The sequence below is a fragment of the Pseudomonas fontis genome, assembly GCF_028656955.1.
Taxonomy (GTDB): domain Bacteria; phylum Pseudomonadota; class Gammaproteobacteria; order Pseudomonadales; family Pseudomonadaceae; genus Aquipseudomonas; species Aquipseudomonas fontis.
This window is the reverse complement of the sequence record NZ_JAMDGY010000009.1, coordinates 59,574-77,047: the sequence shown is the minus strand read 5'-3', so window position 1 is coordinate 77,047 and position 17,474 is coordinate 59,574. Positions and strand designations below refer to the sequence as shown.

Sequence of the window (17,474 nt, the reverse complement as noted above, 5' to 3'; positions counted from 1 at the left end):
CGGGTGCGCGACCTAGCGAAATTGCGCAAGGAACCGCAAGTCGTTGTCGAAGAACAGGCGCAAATCGTTGACGCCGTAACGCAGCATGGCCATACGCTCGGCACCCATGCCGAAGGCAAAGCCCTGGAACTCTTCGGGGTCGATACCGGACATGCGCAGCACGTTCGGGTGAACCATGCCGCAACCCATGACTTCCAGCCAACCGGTCTGCTTGCAGACGCGGCAACCGTTGCCACTGCAGATTACGCACTGGATATCGACTTCAGCCGAAGGCTCGGTGAAGGGGAAGAACGACGGGCGGAAACGGACCGCCAGCTCTTTCTCGAAGAACACCCGCAGGAACTCTTCGATGGTGCCTTTGAGGTCGGCAAAATTGATGTCGCGATCGATCAGCAGGCCTTCGACCTGGTGAAACATCGGCGAGTGGGTCAAGTCCGAGTCGCAACGGTACACGCGACCTGGGCAAACAATGCGGATTGGCGGCTGGGTCGACTCCATGGTCCGCACCTGCACCGGCGAGGTGTGGGTACGCAGCAGCATGTTGGCATTGAAGTAGAAGGTGTCATGCATTGCCCGGGCCGGGTGGTGGCCAGGAATGTTGAGCGCTTCAAAGTTGTGGTAGTCGTCTTCGACTTCCGGGCCTTCGGCGATACCGTAGCCAATGTGCGTGAAGAACTGCTCGATGCGTTCCAGGGTACGGGTAATCGGGTGCAGACCACCGGAGGTCTGGCCACGGCCCGGCAGGGTAACGTCGATGCATTCGGCGGCCAGGCGAGCGCTGAGCTCGGCCTCTTCAAAGGCTGCCTTGCGTGCGTTGAGCACGTCGGTGACGCGTTCTTTGGCGTCGTTGATCAGCGCGCCGACTTTCGGCCGCTCCTCGGCAGGCAGGTTGCCCAGGGTTTTCATCACCTGAGTCAGTTCGCCTTTCTTGCCAAGGTATTGAACCCGGATCTGTTCCAGGGCATTGATGTCTTCAGCGCGTTCCACGGCCTCCAGGGCTTGGGAGACCAGCGCATCCAGGTTTTCCATGTACAGACTCCAGATACGAAATAGGGGAAGAGCTTGCAGGCTCTTCCCCTATTGATGACGTTTAGCATTCGCCGCCGTTACCAGCGGCGAATGATTGTCGTGGGTACTTAAGCCAGAACGGCTTTAGCCTTTTCGACAATCGCAGCAAACGCCGCTTTTTCGTTCACTGCCAGATCAGCCAGAACTTTGCGGTCGATTTCGATCGACGCTTTTTTCAGGCCAGCGATCAGGCGGCTGTACGACAAGCCGTTGATGCGTGCACCAGCGTTGATACGAGCGATCCACAGAGCGCGGAACTGACGTTTTTTCTGGCGACGGTCGCGGTAGGCGTATTGGCCTGCCTTGATGACCGCTTGCTTGGCAACACGGAACACGCGCGAGCGAGCGCCGTAGTAACCTTTAGCCAGTTTCAGAATTTTCTTGTGACGCTTACGAGCGATGACGCCACGCTTTACACGAGCCATGAGTAACTTCCTCTATCTATAACCAAAAATTAACGAAGGCGCAGCATGCGCTCGACTTTTGCAACGTCCGACGGGTGCAGCAGGCTGCTACCACGAAGTTGACGCTTACGCTTGGTCGACATTTTGGTCAGGATGTGGCTCTTGAAAGCGTGTTTGTGCTTGATGCCGTTAGCCGTTTTCAAGAAACGCTTGGCTGCACCGCTTTTGGTTTTCATTTTTGGCATGTTCGGATACTCCGCATTCAGTTGATAAACATAACCGCAAGGCCTGCCGTGCCCTGGTGGTTATTTCTTTTTCTTGGGGGCGATGACCATCAAAAGCTGGCGTCCTTCCATCTTAGGATGCTGTTCAACGGTCCCGTATTCGACGAGATCAGCTTCGATCCGCTTCAACAGTTCCATGCCCAGCTCCTGGTGGGCCATCTCACGACCACGGAATCTCAGAGAGATTTTGGTCTTGTCCCCATCACTTAGGAAACGTACCAGGTTGCGTAGTTTTACCTGGTAATCCCCTTCCTCCGTCCCTGGACGAAACTTGATTTCTTTGATCTGGATGATCTTCTGGTTTTTCTTGGCTGCAGCCTGTTGCTTCTTCTTTTCGAACAGGCTTTTGCCGTAGTCCATGACCTTGCAGACAGGAGGTACGGCATCAGCAGAAATTTCTACCAGATCCAGCTTCGCTTCTTCAGCGATACGAAGCGCTTCTTCAATCGAGACGATGCCCAACTGCTCGCCGTCAGCGCCAATTAACCGAACCTCGCGTGCCGAGATATTCTCGTTGATCGGGGCCTTCGGTACAGCACGTTTATCGTTTCTCATTTCACGCTTAATAGTAATTACTCCGAATCTTGGCGACCACGCCGGGAAACCGCTTGCGCGAGCAAGTCCGCGAATTGGGCGACGGGCATGGAGCCCAGGTCTGCACCTTCACGGGTACGCACAGCGACAGTTTGCGTTTCGACTTCCCGATCCCCGATAACCAAGAGATAAGGAACCTTGAGCAAGGTATGCTCGCGGATCTTAAAGCCAATTTTCTCATTTCTCAAGTCGGACTTGGCACGGAACCCGCTTTCGGCCAGAGTTTTTTCGACTTGTTGAGCAAAATCAGCCTGTTTGTCGGTGATATTCATGATCACCGCCTGGGTTGGCGCGAGCCAAGCCGGGAATGCACCTTCATAGTGCTCGATCAGAATTCCGACGAAACGCTCGAACGAACCGAGGATCGCGCGGTGCAGCATGACCGGCTGTTTGCGGCCGTTGTCTTCGGACACGTATTCGGCGCCCAGACGGACCGGCAGGTTGAAGTCGAGCTGCAGGGTACCACACTGCCAGACGCGGCCGAGGCAATCCTTCAGCGAGAACTCGATCTTCGGACCATAGAAGGCGCCCTCACCCGGCTGCAGGTCGTAAGGCAGACCGGCGTTGTCCAGGGCGGCAGCCAGTGCGGCTTCAGCGCGATCCCACAGCTCGTCGGAACCTACGCGCTTCTCTGGACGGGTCGAGAGTTTCAGCTCGATGTCCTTGAAGCCGAAGTCGGCGTAAACGGCCATGGTCAGCTTGATGAACGCGGCCGACTCGGACTGCATCTGCTCTTCAGTACAGAAGATGTGCGCGTCGTCCTGGGTGAAGCCACGTACCCGCATGATGCCGTGCAGTGCACCCGACGGCTCGTTGCGGTGGCAAGCACCGAACTCGGCCAGACGCAGCGGCAGCTCGCGGTAGCTCTTCAGGCCCTGATTGAACACCTGCACGTGGCACGGGCAGTTCATCGGCTTGATGGCGTAGTCGCGGTTTTCCGACTGGGTGGTGAACATGTTGTCGGCGTAGTTGGCCCAGTGGCCGGACTTTTCCCACAGAGAACGGTCGACCACTTGCGGGGTCTTGATCTCGAGGTAGCCGTTTTCACGCTGGATCTGACGCATGTACTGCTCGAGCACCTGGTACAGGGTCCAGCCGTTCGGGTGCCAGAACACCATGCCCGGCGCTTCTTCCTGGAGGTGGAACAGGCCCAGGCGCTTGCCGATCTTGCGATGGTCGCGTTTTTCCGCTTCTTCGATGCGCTGGATGTAGGCCGCCAGCTGCTTCTTGTCAGCCCAGGCAGTACCGTACACACGTTGCAGCTGCTCGTTTTTAGCGTCGCCGCGCCAGTAGGCACCGGACAGCTTGGTCAGCTTGAACGACTTGAGGAAGCGCGTGTTCGGCACGTGCGGGCCACGGCACATGTCGACGTATTCTTCGTGGTAGTACAGGCCCATGGCCTGTTCATCCGGCATGTCTTCGACCAGGCGCAGCTTGTAGTCTTCGCCACGGGCCTTGAACACTTCGATCACCTCGGCGCGCGGGGTGACCTTCTTGATGACGTCGTACTCGGTCTCGATCAGCTGGTGCATGCGCTGCTCGATGGCAGCCATGTCGTCCGGCGTGAAAGGACGCTCGTAGGCGATGTCGTAATAGAAGCCTTCGTCAATGACCGGCCCGATCACCATTTTGGCGGTTGGGTACAGTTGCTTGACGGCGTGACCGACCAGGTGAGCGCAGGAGTGACGGATGATCTCCAGCCCCGCTTCATCTTTAGGCGTGATGATTTGCAGGCTGGCGTCGTGGTCAATCAGGTCGCTGGCATCAACGAGCTTGCCGTCGACTTTACCGGCAACGGTGGCCTTGGCCAGGCCGGCACCAATGGATGCGGCGACTTCAGCTACGGATACGGCCTTGTCAAAGGTACGTTGACTGCCATCGGGAAGAGTAATTACGGGCATGGCGCCTCCTCTCCTAGTGGTGACCCCTACCAAAGGTCACGTGGGTTGGGATGAGCCAGTACAAGATTCGCCCCTGTCTTTCCGACGGAAAGCCTGCCTCACAGTGGCAGAAGCCCAAGGGCCTGCCAGGGAACGAACCAGAGTGACTGGATAGAAAAAACAAAGGCGTAGCGGCAACAAGCACGTCTACACCCAGAGCGCAGCATGCTAGCACAAAGCATTCGGACAAACGGCCGCGCAGACGCATGGCAGCTATAAATAGTTGGAAATCGCCCGAGGAAATGAACTCACAGGGAATTTTCCCTCTCAGAGTTTCTGAAGCGTCCTACTCTTGATGAGGACCGTCAAACCCAAGGAGTGTGTGGTTATGCGACTTCAGTCTCTTCTGGCCCTGGCTGCCACCAGCGCCCTGCTGCTGCCTTTAACTGCCAACGCAGGCGCATGGCCAGGCGGCAGTGCCGCCAAAGGTGCCTATATGGACAAGTGCATTGCGGCTGCCAGCCAGCAAAAAGGTGTCACCTCATCGATAGCCAATACCCACTGCAAGTGCGGCGCCGATGCGCTTGAGAAAAACTTTACCACTGAGCAGATTCAGCAACTTGATGGCCCAAAGCCTTCAGATGAGCTGATTATGAAGGCACAACAAGCAGTTACAGCAGCCTGTGCGCCTAAAAAATAGCCAGAAATGCATCTAATTTGCCCCAGATCAGCATTCAGCCAAGGTAAAACCTACCCAGGGCGCAGAATTAGACTATGATGTCCGAGTGCACCTTGTTGGCCTCGGCGACACCGCACTACCGAAAAAATCATGTTTCCTGGAGATACACCCATGTCCAATCGCCAAACCGGCACCGTCAAATGGTTCAACGATGAAAAAGGCTTCGGCTTCATCACTCCACAAGGTGGCGGCGACGACCTGTTCGTACACTTCAAGGCCATCGAATCCGACGGCTTCAAGAGTCTGAAAGAAGGCCAGACTGTTTCCTTCGTTGCCGAGAAAGGCCAGAAGGGCATGCAGGCTGCACAAGTTCGTCCAGAGTAAGCTCTAGTCGAATAAAAAAACCCGTCCATGTGACGGGTTTTTTTGTGGGCGCTTGCCGGGCCCTGTACCTGTGATTCCTGTGGGAGCTGGCCTTGCCAGCGATGGCCCACCCCTAATCACAGGCTGACCCAATCGCCGGCAAGGCCGACTCCCACAGAGAAGCGTTAACCGCAGTTCACACGGGTTACCACACCTTTGTCATCCGCATTCAGGTTCAAGCGTTCCGAGCGGTACTCCAGGGTCATCACGTCGTGCGGCTTGAGCACACGGGCGATTTGCGCCCCGCTCGCCTTGCGCGCCTGCTCAAGCACTGCTGGCGATGCCGGCTTGCCAACCGCAAAGGCCGCACCGGCCGCATCACAACGACCATCCGAACTGCTCGCCGCAGCCTCCGGCGCCTTCGAGGCACTACCGCCGCCCGTACTGCAACCCGCCAGAACAGCGACAGCCAACAGGCTTACCAATGATGCACGCGTGCGGAACATGAATCCTCCTTCAAAGACTGGAATGCTGCCTTATGCGACAGCCTCTAACGCAATTCGTTGCAAAACGACCCAGTCTGCCTGAGCCCCCATTCGAAGGGGAACCCGCAATCGTGACCGGATTTTGCACAACTCAGTACATGTCGATGTAATCACTGGCTGGCGTGGGCCAATTGTTCTTCAGCACATTGAACACCTGAAGCACCCAGCGCTCATCCGCGGCCGCCACTTCACCCACGCAGCCGGAACCCGCCGCCCAGGTTTCCAGACGAAACAGCAAGCCGTCGATTTCCCGCCCGCCGACCACCTGGGACAACCATGCCTCTCCGGCCCGATTGACGCGCAGTTGGTTGTGCACACCACCACTGGCACTGGCCAACAGCAGGCGAACATTGTCGAGGGTGAGTTGCTGGGGGTCGTTCAGATCAATGCGCACGTCGGCATCCTGGCAGTTCAAAACACCGTTAGTTTGCCACGACCCCGCGCTTATGCCTAAGTAGCAGTGCCCTTTGCGGGCCGGCATGGTTAACTTGCAGCTAGCGGCGCACGCGCATTTCCGACTCGAGAACTCCCATGACAACCCATCACATCGATGCCGATATCAAGGTCAAATGGCCCGAAGGCCAGAGCGCCTACAGCCCCGGCACCCCGGAAGAACTGATCCTCATCGCCGTCGACCTGCTGGTCAAGGACCTGGGCAGCGACGCTGCACGCAGCTTCATCGACCAGGTCTTTGAGCGTTTTAGCCACGAGCATTCGACGCCCGCTTGAAACGCCTTACTTCAAGCGCGCCAGGCGGCTGCTGAGCAAATCGAAGAAGCCCTGGGCATCGCCGCTGTCGATCCACGTGACATTGGCCGGCTGCTCCAGCGTGTTGTACCAATCTGCCACCGTCTGCCCGAAGGTCGGCCCTTCGCGGCTGTCGACCACCATATTTACCTGGCGGCCGCTGAACAGTTCCGGCTTGAGCAGGTAGGCGATCACGCTGGCGTCATGCACCGGCCCACCCGGCAAACCGTAGTGCTCCATGTCGGCTTTGACATAGGCATTGAGGATATCGACCACCAGCTTGCCGGCATTGTTGTTCAACGCGGCGATCTGCTTGAGGCGCGCCTCGCTGGTCAGCACTTTGTGCGTCACATCCAGCGGCAGGTAGGTCAGTTTCACACCGCTCTTGAGCACCACTTCTGCCGCCTGCGGGTCGGCGAACAGGTTGAACTCGGCCACCGGCGTGATATTGCCGCCATTGAAGTGCGCGCCGCCCATCACCACCACTTCCTTGATGCCGTTGACGATCTCCGGCGCCTGGATCAGCGCCAACGCCAGGTTGGTCTGCGGGCCAAGCATGGCAATAGTGATGCTGTGCGGCTCGGCCTTGCTCAGCGTATCGATCAGGTACTGCACCGCATTACCTTGCGCCAGCCCCTTCTTCGGCTCATGCACCGGAATGCCCGGCAAGCCCTCCTCCCCATGGATATTCGCTGCGTAGATCGGCGTGCGCAGCAGCGGCTTCGGCGCACCGGCGTACACCGGCACGTCTTCGCGCCCGGCCCACTCACGGGCCAGGCGGGCATTGCGCGAGGTCTTGTCGAGACGCACGTTGCCGGCGACCGTGGTAATCGCGCGAACCTTCAGTTCTTCCGGCGACGCCAGGGCGAACAGCAAGGCCACCACATCATCCGCACCCGGGTCGGTGTCGATGATCAGGTCACGCGGCGCAGCCTGGGCAACAGCAGCAGTCAGGGCGGACATCAACAAAACACCTCGTAGCAAACGTTTGGCTTTTTTGGCAACAACAGACATCAGGCACTCCTTGTGCAAGCAGAGAAGGATTTCAGAAAGTGACCCCGGCAACCAGGGCAATATTGCTGTACGGCTGGCATTCACCCGTGCGGACGATCGCCTTGGCCCAGCGGCTGAGTTGCTTGAACTCCTCGTGACTCATCAGCCGTCGCGCACCCAGTTCACCCTGGGCATTCAACTGCTCGATCAGTGGCAGTGCAGGCGGTTGGTGCAGCAGCGTTTCGTCGGCCAGCACATGGCTTTCGACCTGCATCTCGGCGAGCACCGTTTGCAGGGTGCTGGCGAAATCTGGAATACCCGGCGTCAACGCCAGATCGATCAACTCAACGCCGGTAGGCACCGGGAGCCCGGCATCACCGATCAGCAGGATATCGCCGTGCCCCAGCGAGGCAATCAGCCGCGACAAGGCGATATTGAGCAAGGGGGTTTTCTTCATGCGGTCACCACAGTCTGGACTTCAAGCAAATACGGAATCGATGGCTGGGCACCTGCGCGGGTGACCGAAATGGCAGCAGCTTGCTGACCAAAGGCAATCGCCTCGCGCACCCCTTCGCCACGTGCCAGCATCGCGGCAAACCCGCCGACGAAGGTATCCCCCGCCGCCGTGGTATCCAGCGGCTGCACCACGGGTGCGGCGAAATGTTCGAAACCTGTGCCATCGGCAAACACCGCGCCCTGGGCACCCAGGGTGACGATGACCTTGCCAACACCCAGGGCCAGGAGGTGGGTCGCCGCCACCTTGGCAGACGCCAGGTCATTGACCGGCAGCCCGGTCAGCGCGGCCGCCTCGCTTTCGTTGGGGATCAGGTAATCGATATGGCCAAACCAGTGCGCAGGCAAAGGCCCGGTCGCCGGTGCCGGGTTGAGGATGACCGTCTTGCCCAGCGCGTGGCCGCGCGCCAGGGTGTATTCAACCGTTTCTGCGGGCACTTCCAACTGGCAGATGATCACTTCGGCGCTCTGCAGCAAGGCATCGAAGCGCATCACCGAAGCCGGCGACAACTGCCCGTTGCCACCCGCGACTATCACGATGGCGTTCTGGCTGCTGGCGTCCACCACGATCAGTGCGACACCGCTGGACACGCCCTCGGCAATCGCCACCGCCTGGCAATCGATGCCCTCACCCAGCAGCGCGTCGCGCAGTTGCTGGCCATAGGCATCGGCCCCCACGCAACCGACCATCGCCACCTGCGCGCCCAGCCGCGCCGCCGCCACCGCCTGGTTGGCGCCCTTGCCACCCGGCACGGTGAAGAACGACTCGCCGGCCAGCGTTTCCCCAGCCTGGGGCAGGCGCTGCGCCCGGGTCACCAGGTCCATGTTCAGGCTGCCTACCACCACTACGTTCGCTTGCATGCTTGCCCCGTCTCAGCGGTAATCATTGAAGAGGTCCGGGCGTGGCCCGGTGGACTCGCGCAATACGATGCTCGGCGCAACGATGCAGTGTTCCGCCGCGCTGCGCAGCGGCTCGGCGATACGCCGCAACAACAACTCGGCGGCACGTTCGCCCAGGTCGCGAATCGACTGGCCGACCGTCGTCAGCGCCGGGAAGACGTACTGGCTGATCTGGATATCGTCAAAGCCGATCACCGACAGCTCGCCCGGCACGCAGATATTGCGCTCGGCCGCCGCACGCAGCACGCCGATGCCGATCATGTCGTTGGCGGCAAAGATTGCCGTCGGCCGCTCGTGCTCCAGCAACTGCGCCGCCGCGCCGTAGCCACCCAGGCTGGTGAAGTCGCTATCGACCACACGCCCTTCGCGCAAGCTCACGCCCGCCTCGGCCAGGGCGCGCTGGAAACCGGCCAGGCGCATCTTCGCCACGCTGGTTTGCGCCGGGCCGTTGATGCAGGCGATGTCCTGATGGCCCAACTCCAGCAGATGCCGGGTTGCCAGGTAAGCACCTTGTTCGTGATCGATACGCACCAGGTCCGCCTCGACCCCTTCCAGCGCCCGATCGACAATGACCATGGGCGTGCGCACGGTGGCCAAACTGTCGAGCAGGTCGCCATCCTCCCCCACCGAGGCCACGATCAGGCCGTCGATGCGTTTTTCCAGCAGCACGCGCAGGTAGCTGCGCTGCTTTTGCGGGTTGTCGTCGGAGTTGCACAGGATCACGCAGTAGCCATTACGCTCGCAGCTGTCCTCGATCCCCCGCGCCAGCTCGGCGAAGTACGGGTTGACGCTGTTGGGCACCAGCAGGCCGATGGTAGCGGTGCTGCGCGCCTTCAACGAACGGGCGACGGCGCTGGGTACATAGTCCAGCTGGGCAATCGCGGCCTCGACCTTCAGCCGCACCGGCTCGCTCACCGGCCGGGTCTTGTTCAACACATGCGACACGGTGGTATAGGAAATACCCGCCAGCGCCGCGACATCTTTGATGGTTGCCATAGTTAATTCCGCCGACGGGCGCGCCGGCTACGATAAGTGTCAAGAACCACGGCAATCACGATGACCGCCCCGGTGATAATGCGTTTGGTCGGCTCGGAGGCGCCGATTTGCGCCAACCCTGCAGCCAGGACCGAAATGATCAGTACGCCAAAGAACGTGCTGATGACCGAGCCGCGCCCGCCCATCAGGCTGGTGCCGCCAATCACCACGGCGGCGATGACCTGCAGCTCGAGCCCGGAGCCGGCATTCGGGTCGGCGGCCTCCAGGCGAGAAATCTGGAACAGTGCCGCCAGCCCGGCGAGCAGGCCCATCAGCGAGAACACCAGAATCTTGTACGGGCGCGGGTCGATGCCGGCCAGGCGCACGGCCTCTTCGTTGGTGCCGATGCCGATCAGGTAGCGGCCGAACACGCTGCGGGTCAGCACCAGTTGCGCGACGATGATCACCAGCAGGGCGATGATGAACGACGGCGACACCCCGAACGCCAATGGGTTGGACAGCCAGGCAAAGGCGTCACCGATGTACGCGGTGCGCGAATCGGTCATCTGGTAGGCCACGCCTCGGGCCATCTCCAGCACACCGAGGGAAACGATGAACGAGGGGATCCGCCAGGCCACGGTGATCGAACCGGTGATGGTCCCGGCCAGCGCAGCACAGCCCATGCCGAGCAAGGCGGCCGGCAACACGCTCCAGCCCCAGCCGAGGATCGCCACGCTGACTGCCGAGGCCGCCAAGGCCAGCACCGAGCCGACCGACAGATCGATACCGCCGATGATCAGCACGAAGGTCATGCCCACCGCCAGCACCATCAGGTCGGGGATCTGGTTGGCCAGGGTGCTGAAGGTCGCATACGACAGGAAGTGGTCGCTGAGCAGCGAGAACAACACCACCATCGCCAGCAACGCGCCAGCCAGGCCAAGGTAGGTGCCCAGGCCGAGGTAAGTACCGCTGCGCTTGCCGGCAGGTGCCGGGGTGTCCATTGGGGAAGTCTTCATGCAGGGTTCCTGGGCGCCGCTTCGTGCAGCAGCGCGTCACGTTTCTGGTAGCCGGCAAATGCTGCGGCCAAGAGTTGGTCCTGGGTCCAGTGCTCACGCTCGAAGGTGTCGATCAGGCGCCCGGCCGACAGCACGCCAATCCGATCGCAGATCAGCATGAGTTCGCGCAGGTCGCTGGACACCACCACCAGCGCCTTGCCCTGGCGAGCCAGCTCGGCGAGCAGCCCATAGATGTCGAACTTGGCACCGACGTCGATGCCGCGGGTTGGCTCATCGAACAGCAGCACCTCGCAATCACGCTCCAGCCAGCGGCCGATCACCACTTTCTGCTGGTTGCCGCCGGAGAGCTCGCCCACCAATTGCTCGGGGCTGGAACTGCGGATACGCATCGCCTCGATCTGCCGGTTGGCCAGGGCGCGCTCGGCACCCGCATCGACCACGCCGGCGCGGCTGACCGCCGGCATGTTGCCCAGGGCAATATTGGCGCTGATCGACTGCGTCAGCAGCAGGCCCTCGCCCTTGCGGTCTTCGGTAATCAGGGCGATACCGTGGCCCACGGCCGCGACCGGCGAAGACACCTTGATTACGCGCAGGGGGTTGCCCAGTTCAATGGTGCCGGTGTCCGCCTGGTCGGCCCCGTAGATCAACCGCAGCAGCTCGGTCCGGCCGGCGCCGATCAGCCCGGAAATGCCGAAAATCTCACCACTGCGTACCGCAAAGGACACATCGCAGACTTTGTCCGAGCGGCCCAGGCCGGTGACCTTGAGAATCGGCTCACCGATCACCCGACGACCCAGGTCGATATGCTCGCCCAGCTCGCGCCCGACCATCAGGTTGACCAACTGATCGCTGCTGTAGCGCGCCATCGGCTCCACGCACACCAGCTTGCCGTCGCGCAGCACGGCAATGCGCTGGGCGATGCGCTTGAGCTCTTCCAGGCGATGGGAGATGTACACGATCGACACGCCACGCTGTTGCAAGCGCTCGATCTGGGTGAACAGCAACTCGACCTCACGCGCCGTGAGCATCGCGGTGGGCTCGTCGAGGATCAGCACATGGCAGTCGCCGATCAGGTTGCGGGCAATCTCGACCATCTGCTGATGACCGATACCCAACTCCCCTACCGGGGTGTCCGGGTCGATGGCTTCCAGCCCAACTTGCGCCATGGCTGCTTCGGCCAGTTGGCGCAGACGCTTGCGGCTGATCCAGCCGCCACGGCTGGGCAGGTTGTCGAAAAACAGGTTCTCGGCCACGGTCAGGGTGGGCAGCAGGTTCAGCTCCTGCATCACCATGCGCACACCGAGACGTTCGGCGCCGGTGCGGCTGCCGGGCTGGTAGGCCTGCCCATGGAAATGCATCTGGCCAGTGGTCGGCACTTCCAGGCCGCCAATGATCTTCGACAAGGTGCTCTTGCCGGCGCCGTTCTCGCCGGTAAGTGCCAGCACTTCACCGCGCAACAAGGTCAGGTCGATGTCGCCGAGCACGGGCTGGGCGTAGGTCTTGCCAATCCCGCTGACCGACAGCACGACCTCTGCAGTCGCTGACATAACGCATTCTCCTGGCGCCTGCCCGCAAGGGGCAGGCAACCGACGACTGACTACGGTTGGGTGACCAGTTCGACCGGGGTCTGGATGACGTTGTCGGCATCCACTTCAGGCTTCTCGCCCTTGAGCATCTTCAACGCCGCCTCGATGCCGAACACCGCCTGCTTGGCGGCGTACTGGTCGGCGGTGGCGAGCACGCGACCGTCCTTGAGCATCGGCTTGATCGCATTGATGTTGTCGTAGCCCACTACCTGGACCTTGCCGGTCTTGCCTGCCGCACGTACCGCCGACACTGCGCCAAGCGCCATGCTGTCGTTGCCGGCAAGCAGGGCCTTGAGGTCCGGGTGCGCATTGAGCATCGCCGAGGCCACTGCGTTGCCCTTGTCGATTTCCCAGTTGCCCGACTGCACCGAGACGATTTTCATCTGCGCAGCGTCCATCGCATCCTTGAAGCCTGCCGTGCGCTGCTGGGCGTTGGTGGTGGTCGAAACCCCTTCGATGATGCCGACCTGATCGCCTGCGCTCAGCTTGCCAGCCAGGTACTCACCCACCAGGCGAGCGCCCTTGCGGTTGTCCGGGCCTACAAACGGTACGCTGAGGTTTTTGCTCTTGAGCACGGCGGGATCGAGGCGGTTGTCGATGTTGATCACCGTGACACCCGCGTCCATGGCCTTCTTGATCACCGGGACCAAGGCCTTGGAGTCTGCCGGGGCAATGACCAGCGCCTTGACCCCGGACACCAGCATCTGCTCGACGATCTGGATCTGTGCGCTGGTATCGGACTCGTTCTTGATGCCGTTGGAAACCAGGTCGAAATCGGCAGCGTGTGCTTTCTGATAGGCCTTGGCGCCATCTTCCATGGTCAGGAAGAACTCATTGGCCAGGGACTTCATCACCAGGCCCACTTTGGGCTTTTCGGTGTCGGCATGGGCAAGGGAGAACGACAAGGCGGTAGACAGCGAGGCGAGCATGGCAACAGCCAGCAGGCGTCCAGCGAAGGGCAGCGTCATGGGTTTACTCCGAATCTTATGATTTTTGTCGGGTCGCAAACGTTTGCGTTACACCACTATGGAAACGACGCATGGGTTTGTCAAATCAGCAATAGGACATCGTCAACGGCGTGAGTGGGAATTATCCTCAAAACCATCGGAAAACCGAACAAGAAGTTACGAAATATTCGGAATTCCGAATCATGCGCATTGCAGCGGGTCATCGCAAACACCCATTAAGTCTAATGAAATCAGTAATTTGCAGCATAAATGTAACCATCTGCCGAAGTGGTATGCATCGTGCTGAACTCCCTGGGCACCACAGCGATTTCACTCATTAGGGAAAAATAACGATGAAAGCTGCGCTTCACTCCTTTGTACCCGGCGCCCTCGCCCTGTTCATGCTCCTGCCGGCCAGCGTCAACGCCAAGGAAGTCGAAACCCAACAGAAACTGGCCAACGTAGTCATCCTCGCCACCGGCGGCACCATTGCCGGCGCCGGCGCCAGCGCTGCCAACAGCGCCACTTACCAAGCCGCCAAGCTTGGCATCGACAAACTGATCGCCGGTGTTCCGGAACTGGCCAGCCTGGCCAACGTGCGTGGCGAACAGGTCATGCAGATCGCCTCCGAGAGCATCACCAACGACAACCTGCTGCAACTGGGCAAGCGCGTCGCGGAACTGGCTGATGACAAGAACGTCGATGGCATCGTGATCACCCACGGCACCGACACCCTGGAAGAGACCGCCTACTTCCTCAACCTGGTCGAGAAAACCGGCAAGCCAATCGTCGTGGTCGGCTCGATGCGCCCAGGCACCGCGATGTCCGCCGACGGCATGCTCAACCTGTACAACGCCGTGGCCGTAGCCAGCGACAAGCAGTCGCGCGGCAAAGGCGTGCTGGTCACCATGAACGACGAGATCCAGTCCGGTCGTGACGTGAGCAAGTCGGTGAACATCAAGACCGAAGCCTTCAAGAGCGCCTGGGGCCCAATGGGCATGGTCGTGGAAGGCAAGTCCTACTGGTTCCGCCTGCCCGCCAAGCGCCACACCATGGATTCGGAATTCGACATCAAGAAAATCAGCAGCCTGCCAGCGGTGGATATCGCCTACGGCTATGGCAACGTCAGCGACACCGCCTACAAGGCCCTCGGCCAAGCGGGCGCCAAAGCCATCATCCACGCCGGCACCGGCAATGGCTCGGTGTCTTCGCGTGTAGTGCCTGCCCTGCAGGAACTGCGCAAGAACGGCGTGCAGATCATTCGTTCCTCCCACGTCAACGCCGGCGGCTTCGTACTGCGCAACGCCGAGCAGCCTGACGACAAGAACGACTGGGTCGTGGCCCACGACCTGAACCCGCAAAAAGCCCGCATCCTGGCCATGGTCGCCCTGACCAAGACCCAGGACAGCAAGGAGCTTCAGCGTATCTTCTGGGAATACTGATCCCGCCCTCCAGGTCGCCCTCACCTCTTGAGGGTGACCTAACCTCTTAAAATCCCAGCAAATTTATTTTCCCATCAGTGCAGCAAAGCCTGCGCTGAGCGGTCACATGCGTTCTTTCACCGACGAGCTGTTGCGAAAAGTCCTACGGTAAAATACTGTATGCGCATACAGCAAAACAAGGAAACACAGTCGTGACCAACGCCGCCGCTTCGACGCCTGCCAGCCGCTATGAGCAGTTGGGCATCCGCATCCAGAAGATCATCAACAGCCCGACCGCACAAAAAGCCCGTGCCGCGCTGATCTTCCGCCTCGAGCATGAGTCCCCAAGCGACTGGGAAACCCTGCTTGAAGAGATCGCTGAAAACGACAACGTCACCCTCGCCTACCGCGATGACGGTGGCGTACAGATTTTCTGGGTAGTGCCGAAGGAAGATTGAGCCGGATGAGATTTACTGTATTGGCAGTTACCTGCCTGTTGTTCAGTGTCACCGTTACCGCCCAGGCCGATGCCCCGCGCACGTTCAGCGAAGCCAAGAAGGTCGCCTGGGGCCTGTATGCGCCGCAGTCCACCGAGTTCTATTGTGGCTGCAAGTACAACGGTAACCGCATCGACCTGCAGGCTTGTGGCTACAAGCCGCGCAAGAACGCCAACCGTGCCGCGCGCATCGAGTGGGAGCACATCGTCCCGGCCTGGCAGATCGGCCACCAGCGCCAGTGCTGGCAGAGTGGCGGGCGCAAGAATTGCTCACGCAACGACAAGGCCTACCAGCGCGCCGAAGCCGACCTGCACAACCTGGTGCCGAGCATCGGCGAGGTGAATGGGGACCGCAGCAACTTCAGCTTCGGCTGGCTGCCCGAGCAGCGCGGGCAATACGGCTCATGCCTGACCCAGGTAGACTTCAAGGCGAAGAAGGTCATGCCGCGCCCGTCGATCCGCGGGATGATCGCGCGCACCTACTTCTATATGAGCAAACGCTACGACCTGCGCCTGTCCAAGCAGGACCGCCAACTCTACGAAGCCTGGAACAAGACCTACCCGCCGCAACCCTGGGAGCGTCAACGCAACCAACGTGTCGCCTGCGTGATGGGTCACGGCAACGAGTTCGTCGGCCCGGTGAACCTCAGCGCCTGTGGCTGAGGTTCAGGCCAGCGCCTGCAAGTAGGCGCTGGCCTGTTGGTAGCGTCGCAGTCGCGCCATGTCTTCCGGCCCTGGCAGGGCGATCCGCGTAAGGTCGCTGTTGTCGGCCAGGTCGGCCAGTTTCACCACCCGTGCGAGCGGGTCGCTGCCGATGCGGAAGACGAAGGCCTCGTAGGTTTCGTCGCCGCGCCGGCTGAGCGTTTGCACCGCCGCCAGGACTTTCAGGTTGAAGCCTGCGCGAACCAGGTCGGCGAGGCTGGTGTTGGAATCTTCAAGTACGTCATGCAGCACCGCGACAATCCGTTGTTCAGGTGTGCAGACCCGCATCATTACCCGCAAAGGGTGCAGGATATAGGCGCTGCCGCCTTTGTCCTGTTGGCCCTCGTGGGCTTTGGCGGCCACCGCAATGGCGCGCTCCAGCGTGGACATAGATCACCTCCCCTCAACGCTCGCGTCGTCGCAGACGCGCCATGCTGACCGCATCCATGAGAACGCCGTCACGTAAAGCATAGTCGCGCAAATGACCTTCCACCGCGAAGCCGTGCTTGTGATAGAGCGCCAGCGCTGACGGGTTGTCGGCGTAAACGGTGAGCAACAGTCGGCTGCCACGGCATCTGCAGTACCTGACGGGCGACTCCAGGATGGTTGTACAAGGCAGTCAGCCCGCCCACATGCGCATCGGTACAACGCTGGAGGGTAATCGCGTGATTTGAGTCACTCATGCCGGCTCTTCCTTGAGGGTTGAGCCGTGAGTGTAAGGGGCGGCAAGCGAGGCTGACTAGCGAGGCGCGTCGTGCTGGATGACGATCGAGTCCATGCCCAGGCGCGACATAACGTCGGCCTTCTGCGCATCGGCAGCGGCTTTGTCCGGGAACGGGCCGAGCAGCACCACCGGCTTGCCGTCACGCTTGATCACGCTGGAAGGGATCTGCTTTTCGATCAGGCGGGCGGTGGTGTCGCTGACGGCGCCCATGTTGGCGCCCTGAACGATCTCGACATCCCAGCCTTCTGGAGCGGGTTGATCGGCAAGGGCGTCAGCACGTCGCTGCAGGTCGGCGCCACCGCAGATTTCACGGATGCGCAGCAGGTCGCCCGGCTGCTGGTCGATGATGATGTCGTAGTCGGTGCCTTTTTTGACGGCGACGTAGCTGCGGTAGGCGACGAAGGTGCCGGTGTCATCCTTGCCACGGAATTGGCCGCAGATGGTGCCTTGCTCACTGATTCGCACGTTGGCGAACTTGGCTGTCTTGGGGTTCTGCAGATGCTCGGCGACCTGCTTGTGGGCCCGCTCGACATCGTTCTCGCAGCCCGCCAGGGCCAACACCGCCATCATTACCGCAATTCTGCGCACGCGCCTATCTCCTGAATTCAAGCGGCGGATTTTAGCATCAGTGCAGGGT

General features: G+C 60.6%; 22 protein-coding genes and 1 pseudogene. 6 read left to right on the top strand and 17 right to left on the bottom strand.

Annotated features, from left to right (window positions below; translation table 11 throughout):
- Positions 1-12 precede the first annotated feature (12 nt).
- From pheS to thrS, 5 genes are all read right to left on the bottom strand, one after another.
- Positions 13-1,029: a phenylalanine--tRNA ligase subunit alpha gene (gene pheS / locus M5G11_RS02325; protein ID WP_273911384.1), complete on the bottom strand. Its 1,017-nt coding sequence runs from the start codon at positions 1,027-1,029 to the stop codon at positions 13-15.
- A gap of 107 nt (positions 1,030-1,136) precedes the next feature.
- On the bottom strand, positions 1,137-1,493 hold the full coding sequence (gene rplT / locus M5G11_RS02320) for a 50S ribosomal protein L20 (protein ID WP_095159233.1): 357 nt from the start codon (positions 1,491-1,493) through the stop codon (positions 1,137-1,139).
- Between the two features lie 29 nt (positions 1,494-1,522).
- On the bottom strand, positions 1,523-1,717 hold the full coding sequence (gene rpmI / locus M5G11_RS02315) for a 50S ribosomal protein L35 (protein WP_002553160.1): 195 nt from the start codon (positions 1,715-1,717) through the stop codon (positions 1,523-1,525).
- A gap of 60 nt (positions 1,718-1,777) precedes the next feature.
- Positions 1,778-2,329 (bottom strand): translation initiation factor IF-3, encoded by a 552-nt coding sequence (infC, locus tag M5G11_RS02310; protein ID WP_273911442.1) that lies wholly within the window; start codon positions 2,327-2,329, stop codon positions 1,778-1,780.
- Positions 2,329-4,251, bottom strand: coding sequence for a threonine--tRNA ligase (gene thrS, locus M5G11_RS02305; protein ID WP_273911383.1), 1,923 nt, complete (start codon positions 4,249-4,251; stop codon positions 2,329-2,331). Before thrS ends, infC begins: the two co-directional genes overlap by 1 nt.
- Before the next feature lie 367 nt (positions 4,252-4,618).
- Between thrS and M5G11_RS02300 the strand changes: the two genes are divergently transcribed.
- Positions 4,619-4,930 carry a hypothetical protein gene (locus M5G11_RS02300; RefSeq protein WP_273911382.1) on the top strand — a complete coding sequence of 104 codons (312 nt, stop codon included), beginning with the start codon at positions 4,619-4,621 and terminating at the stop codon, positions 4,928-4,930.
- Between the two features lie 150 nt (positions 4,931-5,080).
- A complete protein-coding gene (locus M5G11_RS02295; protein ID WP_003179963.1) occupies positions 5,081-5,293 on the top strand; it encodes a cold-shock protein in 213 nt (70 codons plus the stop codon).
- Between the two features lie 164 nt (positions 5,294-5,457).
- On the opposite strand, the gene M5G11_RS02290 is transcribed toward M5G11_RS02295, so the two are convergent.
- Positions 5,458-5,778, bottom strand: coding sequence for an I78 family peptidase inhibitor (locus M5G11_RS02290; RefSeq protein ID WP_273911381.1), 321 nt, complete (start codon positions 5,776-5,778; stop codon positions 5,458-5,460).
- A gap of 130 nt (positions 5,779-5,908) precedes the next feature.
- Positions 5,909-6,211, bottom strand: coding sequence for a hypothetical protein (locus M5G11_RS02285; RefSeq protein ID WP_273911380.1), 303 nt, complete (start codon positions 6,209-6,211; stop codon positions 5,909-5,911).
- 137 nt (positions 6,212-6,348) lie between these two features.
- Between M5G11_RS02285 and M5G11_RS02280 the strand changes: the two genes are divergently transcribed.
- A complete protein-coding gene (locus tag M5G11_RS02280) occupies positions 6,349-6,546 on the top strand; it encodes a hypothetical protein (RefSeq protein ID WP_273911379.1) in 198 nt (65 codons plus the stop codon).
- A 6-nt stretch (positions 6,547-6,552) separates the two neighbouring features.
- Here the strand turns inward: M5G11_RS02280 and M5G11_RS02275 are convergent, their stop codons facing one another.
- The 7 genes from M5G11_RS02275 to M5G11_RS02245 are packed head-to-tail and all read right to left on the bottom strand — an operon-like array spanning position 6,553 to position 13,515.
- Positions 6,553-7,578 (bottom strand): nucleoside hydrolase, encoded by a 1,026-nt coding sequence (locus M5G11_RS02275; RefSeq protein ID WP_273911378.1) that lies wholly within the window; start codon positions 7,576-7,578, stop codon positions 6,553-6,555.
- 31 nt (positions 7,579-7,609) lie between these two features.
- Positions 7,610-8,014 carry a D-ribose pyranase gene (gene rbsD, locus M5G11_RS02270; RefSeq protein WP_273911377.1) on the bottom strand — a complete coding sequence of 135 codons (405 nt, stop codon included), beginning with the start codon at positions 8,012-8,014 and terminating at the stop codon, positions 7,610-7,612.
- A complete protein-coding gene (gene rbsK, locus M5G11_RS02265; protein WP_273911376.1) occupies positions 8,011-8,931 on the bottom strand; it encodes a ribokinase in 921 nt (306 codons plus the stop codon). Before rbsK ends, rbsD begins: the two co-directional genes overlap by 4 nt.
- Before the next feature lie 12 nt (positions 8,932-8,943).
- Complete coding sequence (locus M5G11_RS02260) at positions 8,944-9,966, bottom strand: LacI family DNA-binding transcriptional regulator (protein ID WP_273911375.1); 1,023 nt, start codon at positions 9,964-9,966, stop codon at positions 8,944-8,946.
- Positions 9,967-9,968: 2 nt separating this feature from the next.
- Positions 9,969-10,961, bottom strand: coding sequence for an ABC transporter permease (locus M5G11_RS02255; protein WP_273911374.1), 993 nt, complete (start codon positions 10,959-10,961; stop codon positions 9,969-9,971).
- Positions 10,958-12,508: a sugar ABC transporter ATP-binding protein gene (locus M5G11_RS02250; RefSeq protein WP_273911373.1), complete on the bottom strand. Its 1,551-nt coding sequence runs from the start codon at positions 12,506-12,508 to the stop codon at positions 10,958-10,960. Before M5G11_RS02250 ends, M5G11_RS02255 begins: the two co-directional genes overlap by 4 nt.
- Positions 12,509-12,558: 50 nt before the next feature.
- Positions 12,559-13,515 (bottom strand): sugar ABC transporter substrate-binding protein, encoded by a 957-nt coding sequence (locus M5G11_RS02245; protein ID WP_273911372.1) that lies wholly within the window; start codon positions 13,513-13,515, stop codon positions 12,559-12,561.
- Positions 13,516-13,847: 332 nt separating this feature from the next.
- On the opposite strand from M5G11_RS02245, the gene M5G11_RS02240 reads away from it, so the two are divergent.
- From M5G11_RS02240 to M5G11_RS02230, 3 genes are all read left to right on the top strand, one after another.
- The gene (locus M5G11_RS02240) at positions 13,848-14,936 is read left to right on the top strand and encodes an asparaginase (RefSeq protein ID WP_273911371.1); all 1,089 of its coding nucleotides are present in this window, start codon (positions 13,848-13,850) and stop codon (positions 14,934-14,936) included.
- A 191-nt stretch (positions 14,937-15,127) separates the two neighbouring features.
- Positions 15,128-15,373: a DUF1654 domain-containing protein gene (locus M5G11_RS02235; RefSeq protein WP_273911370.1), complete on the top strand. Its 246-nt coding sequence runs from the start codon at positions 15,128-15,130 to the stop codon at positions 15,371-15,373.
- A 5-nt stretch (positions 15,374-15,378) separates the two neighbouring features.
- Positions 15,379-16,074: an endonuclease I family protein gene (locus tag M5G11_RS02230; protein WP_273911369.1), complete on the top strand. Its 696-nt coding sequence runs from the start codon at positions 15,379-15,381 to the stop codon at positions 16,072-16,074.
- Positions 16,075-16,077: 3 nt separating this feature from the next.
- Here M5G11_RS02230 and M5G11_RS02225 read toward each other — a convergent pair whose 3' ends face one another.
- From M5G11_RS02225 to M5G11_RS02215, 3 genes and pseudogenes are all read right to left on the bottom strand, one after another.
- Positions 16,078-16,503 carry a GTP pyrophosphokinase gene (locus M5G11_RS02225; protein WP_273911368.1) on the bottom strand — a complete coding sequence of 142 codons (426 nt, stop codon included), beginning with the start codon at positions 16,501-16,503 and terminating at the stop codon, positions 16,078-16,080.
- A 13-nt stretch (positions 16,504-16,516) separates the two neighbouring features.
- Positions 16,517-16,796 (bottom strand): annotated as a pseudogene (locus tag M5G11_RS02220) (hypothetical protein).
- A 56-nt stretch (positions 16,797-16,852) separates the two neighbouring features.
- Entirely contained in the window at positions 16,853-17,425 is a 573-nt protein-coding gene (locus M5G11_RS02215; RefSeq protein ID WP_273911367.1) for an SPOR domain-containing protein, read from the bottom strand.
- Positions 17,426-17,474 lie beyond the last annotated feature (49 nt).

Bases quoted from the DNA above. Each gene is read 5' to 3' on its own strand.
- M5G11_RS02295 (WP_003179963.1), top strand. From the start codon at position 5,081: ATGTCCAATCGCCAAACCGGCACCGTCAAATGGTTCAACGATGAAAAA.
- M5G11_RS02240 (WP_273911371.1), top strand. From the start codon at position 13,848: ATGAAAGCTGCGCTTCACTCCTTTGTACCCGGCGCCCTCGCCCTGTTC.
- rplT (WP_095159233.1), bottom strand. From the start codon at position 1,493: ATGGCTCGTGTAAAGCGTGGCGTCATCGCTCGTAAGCGTCACAAGAAA.
- rbsK (WP_273911376.1), bottom strand. From the start codon at position 8,931: ATGCAAGCGAACGTAGTGGTGGTAGGCAGCCTGAACATGGACCTGGTG.
- rpmI (WP_002553160.1), bottom strand. From the start codon at position 1,717: ATGCCAAAAATGAAAACCAAAAGCGGTGCAGCCAAGCGTTTCTTGAAA.
- pheS (WP_273911384.1), bottom strand. From the start codon at position 1,029: ATGGAAAACCTGGATGCGCTGGTCTCCCAAGCCCTGGAGGCCGTGGAA.
- M5G11_RS02250 (WP_273911373.1), bottom strand. From the start codon at position 12,508: ATGTCAGCGACTGCAGAGGTCGTGCTGTCGGTCAGCGGGATTGGCAAG.
- M5G11_RS02280 (WP_273911379.1), top strand. From the start codon at position 6,349: ATGACAACCCATCACATCGATGCCGATATCAAGGTCAAATGGCCCGAA.
- M5G11_RS02245 (WP_273911372.1), bottom strand. From the start codon at position 13,515: ATGACGCTGCCCTTCGCTGGACGCCTGCTGGCTGTTGCCATGCTCGCC.
- rbsD (WP_273911377.1), bottom strand. From the start codon at position 8,014: ATGAAGAAAACCCCCTTGCTCAATATCGCCTTGTCGCGGCTGATTGCC.
- M5G11_RS02300 (WP_273911382.1), top strand. From the start codon at position 4,619: ATGCGACTTCAGTCTCTTCTGGCCCTGGCTGCCACCAGCGCCCTGCTG.
- M5G11_RS02275 (WP_273911378.1), bottom strand. From the start codon at position 7,578: ATGTCTGTTGTTGCCAAAAAAGCCAAACGTTTGCTACGAGGTGTTTTG.
- M5G11_RS02260 (WP_273911375.1), bottom strand. From the start codon at position 9,966: ATGGCAACCATCAAAGATGTCGCGGCGCTGGCGGGTATTTCCTATACC.
- thrS (WP_273911383.1), bottom strand. From the start codon at position 4,251: ATGCCCGTAATTACTCTTCCCGATGGCAGTCAACGTACCTTTGACAAG.
- M5G11_RS02290 (WP_273911381.1), bottom strand. From the start codon at position 5,778: ATGTTCCGCACGCGTGCATCATTGGTAAGCCTGTTGGCTGTCGCTGTT.
- M5G11_RS02225 (WP_273911368.1), bottom strand. From the start codon at position 16,503: ATGTCCACGCTGGAGCGCGCCATTGCGGTGGCCGCCAAAGCCCACGAG.
- M5G11_RS02255 (WP_273911374.1), bottom strand. From the start codon at position 10,961: ATGAAGACTTCCCCAATGGACACCCCGGCACCTGCCGGCAAGCGCAGC.
- M5G11_RS02230 (WP_273911369.1), top strand. From the start codon at position 15,379: ATGAGATTTACTGTATTGGCAGTTACCTGCCTGTTGTTCAGTGTCACC.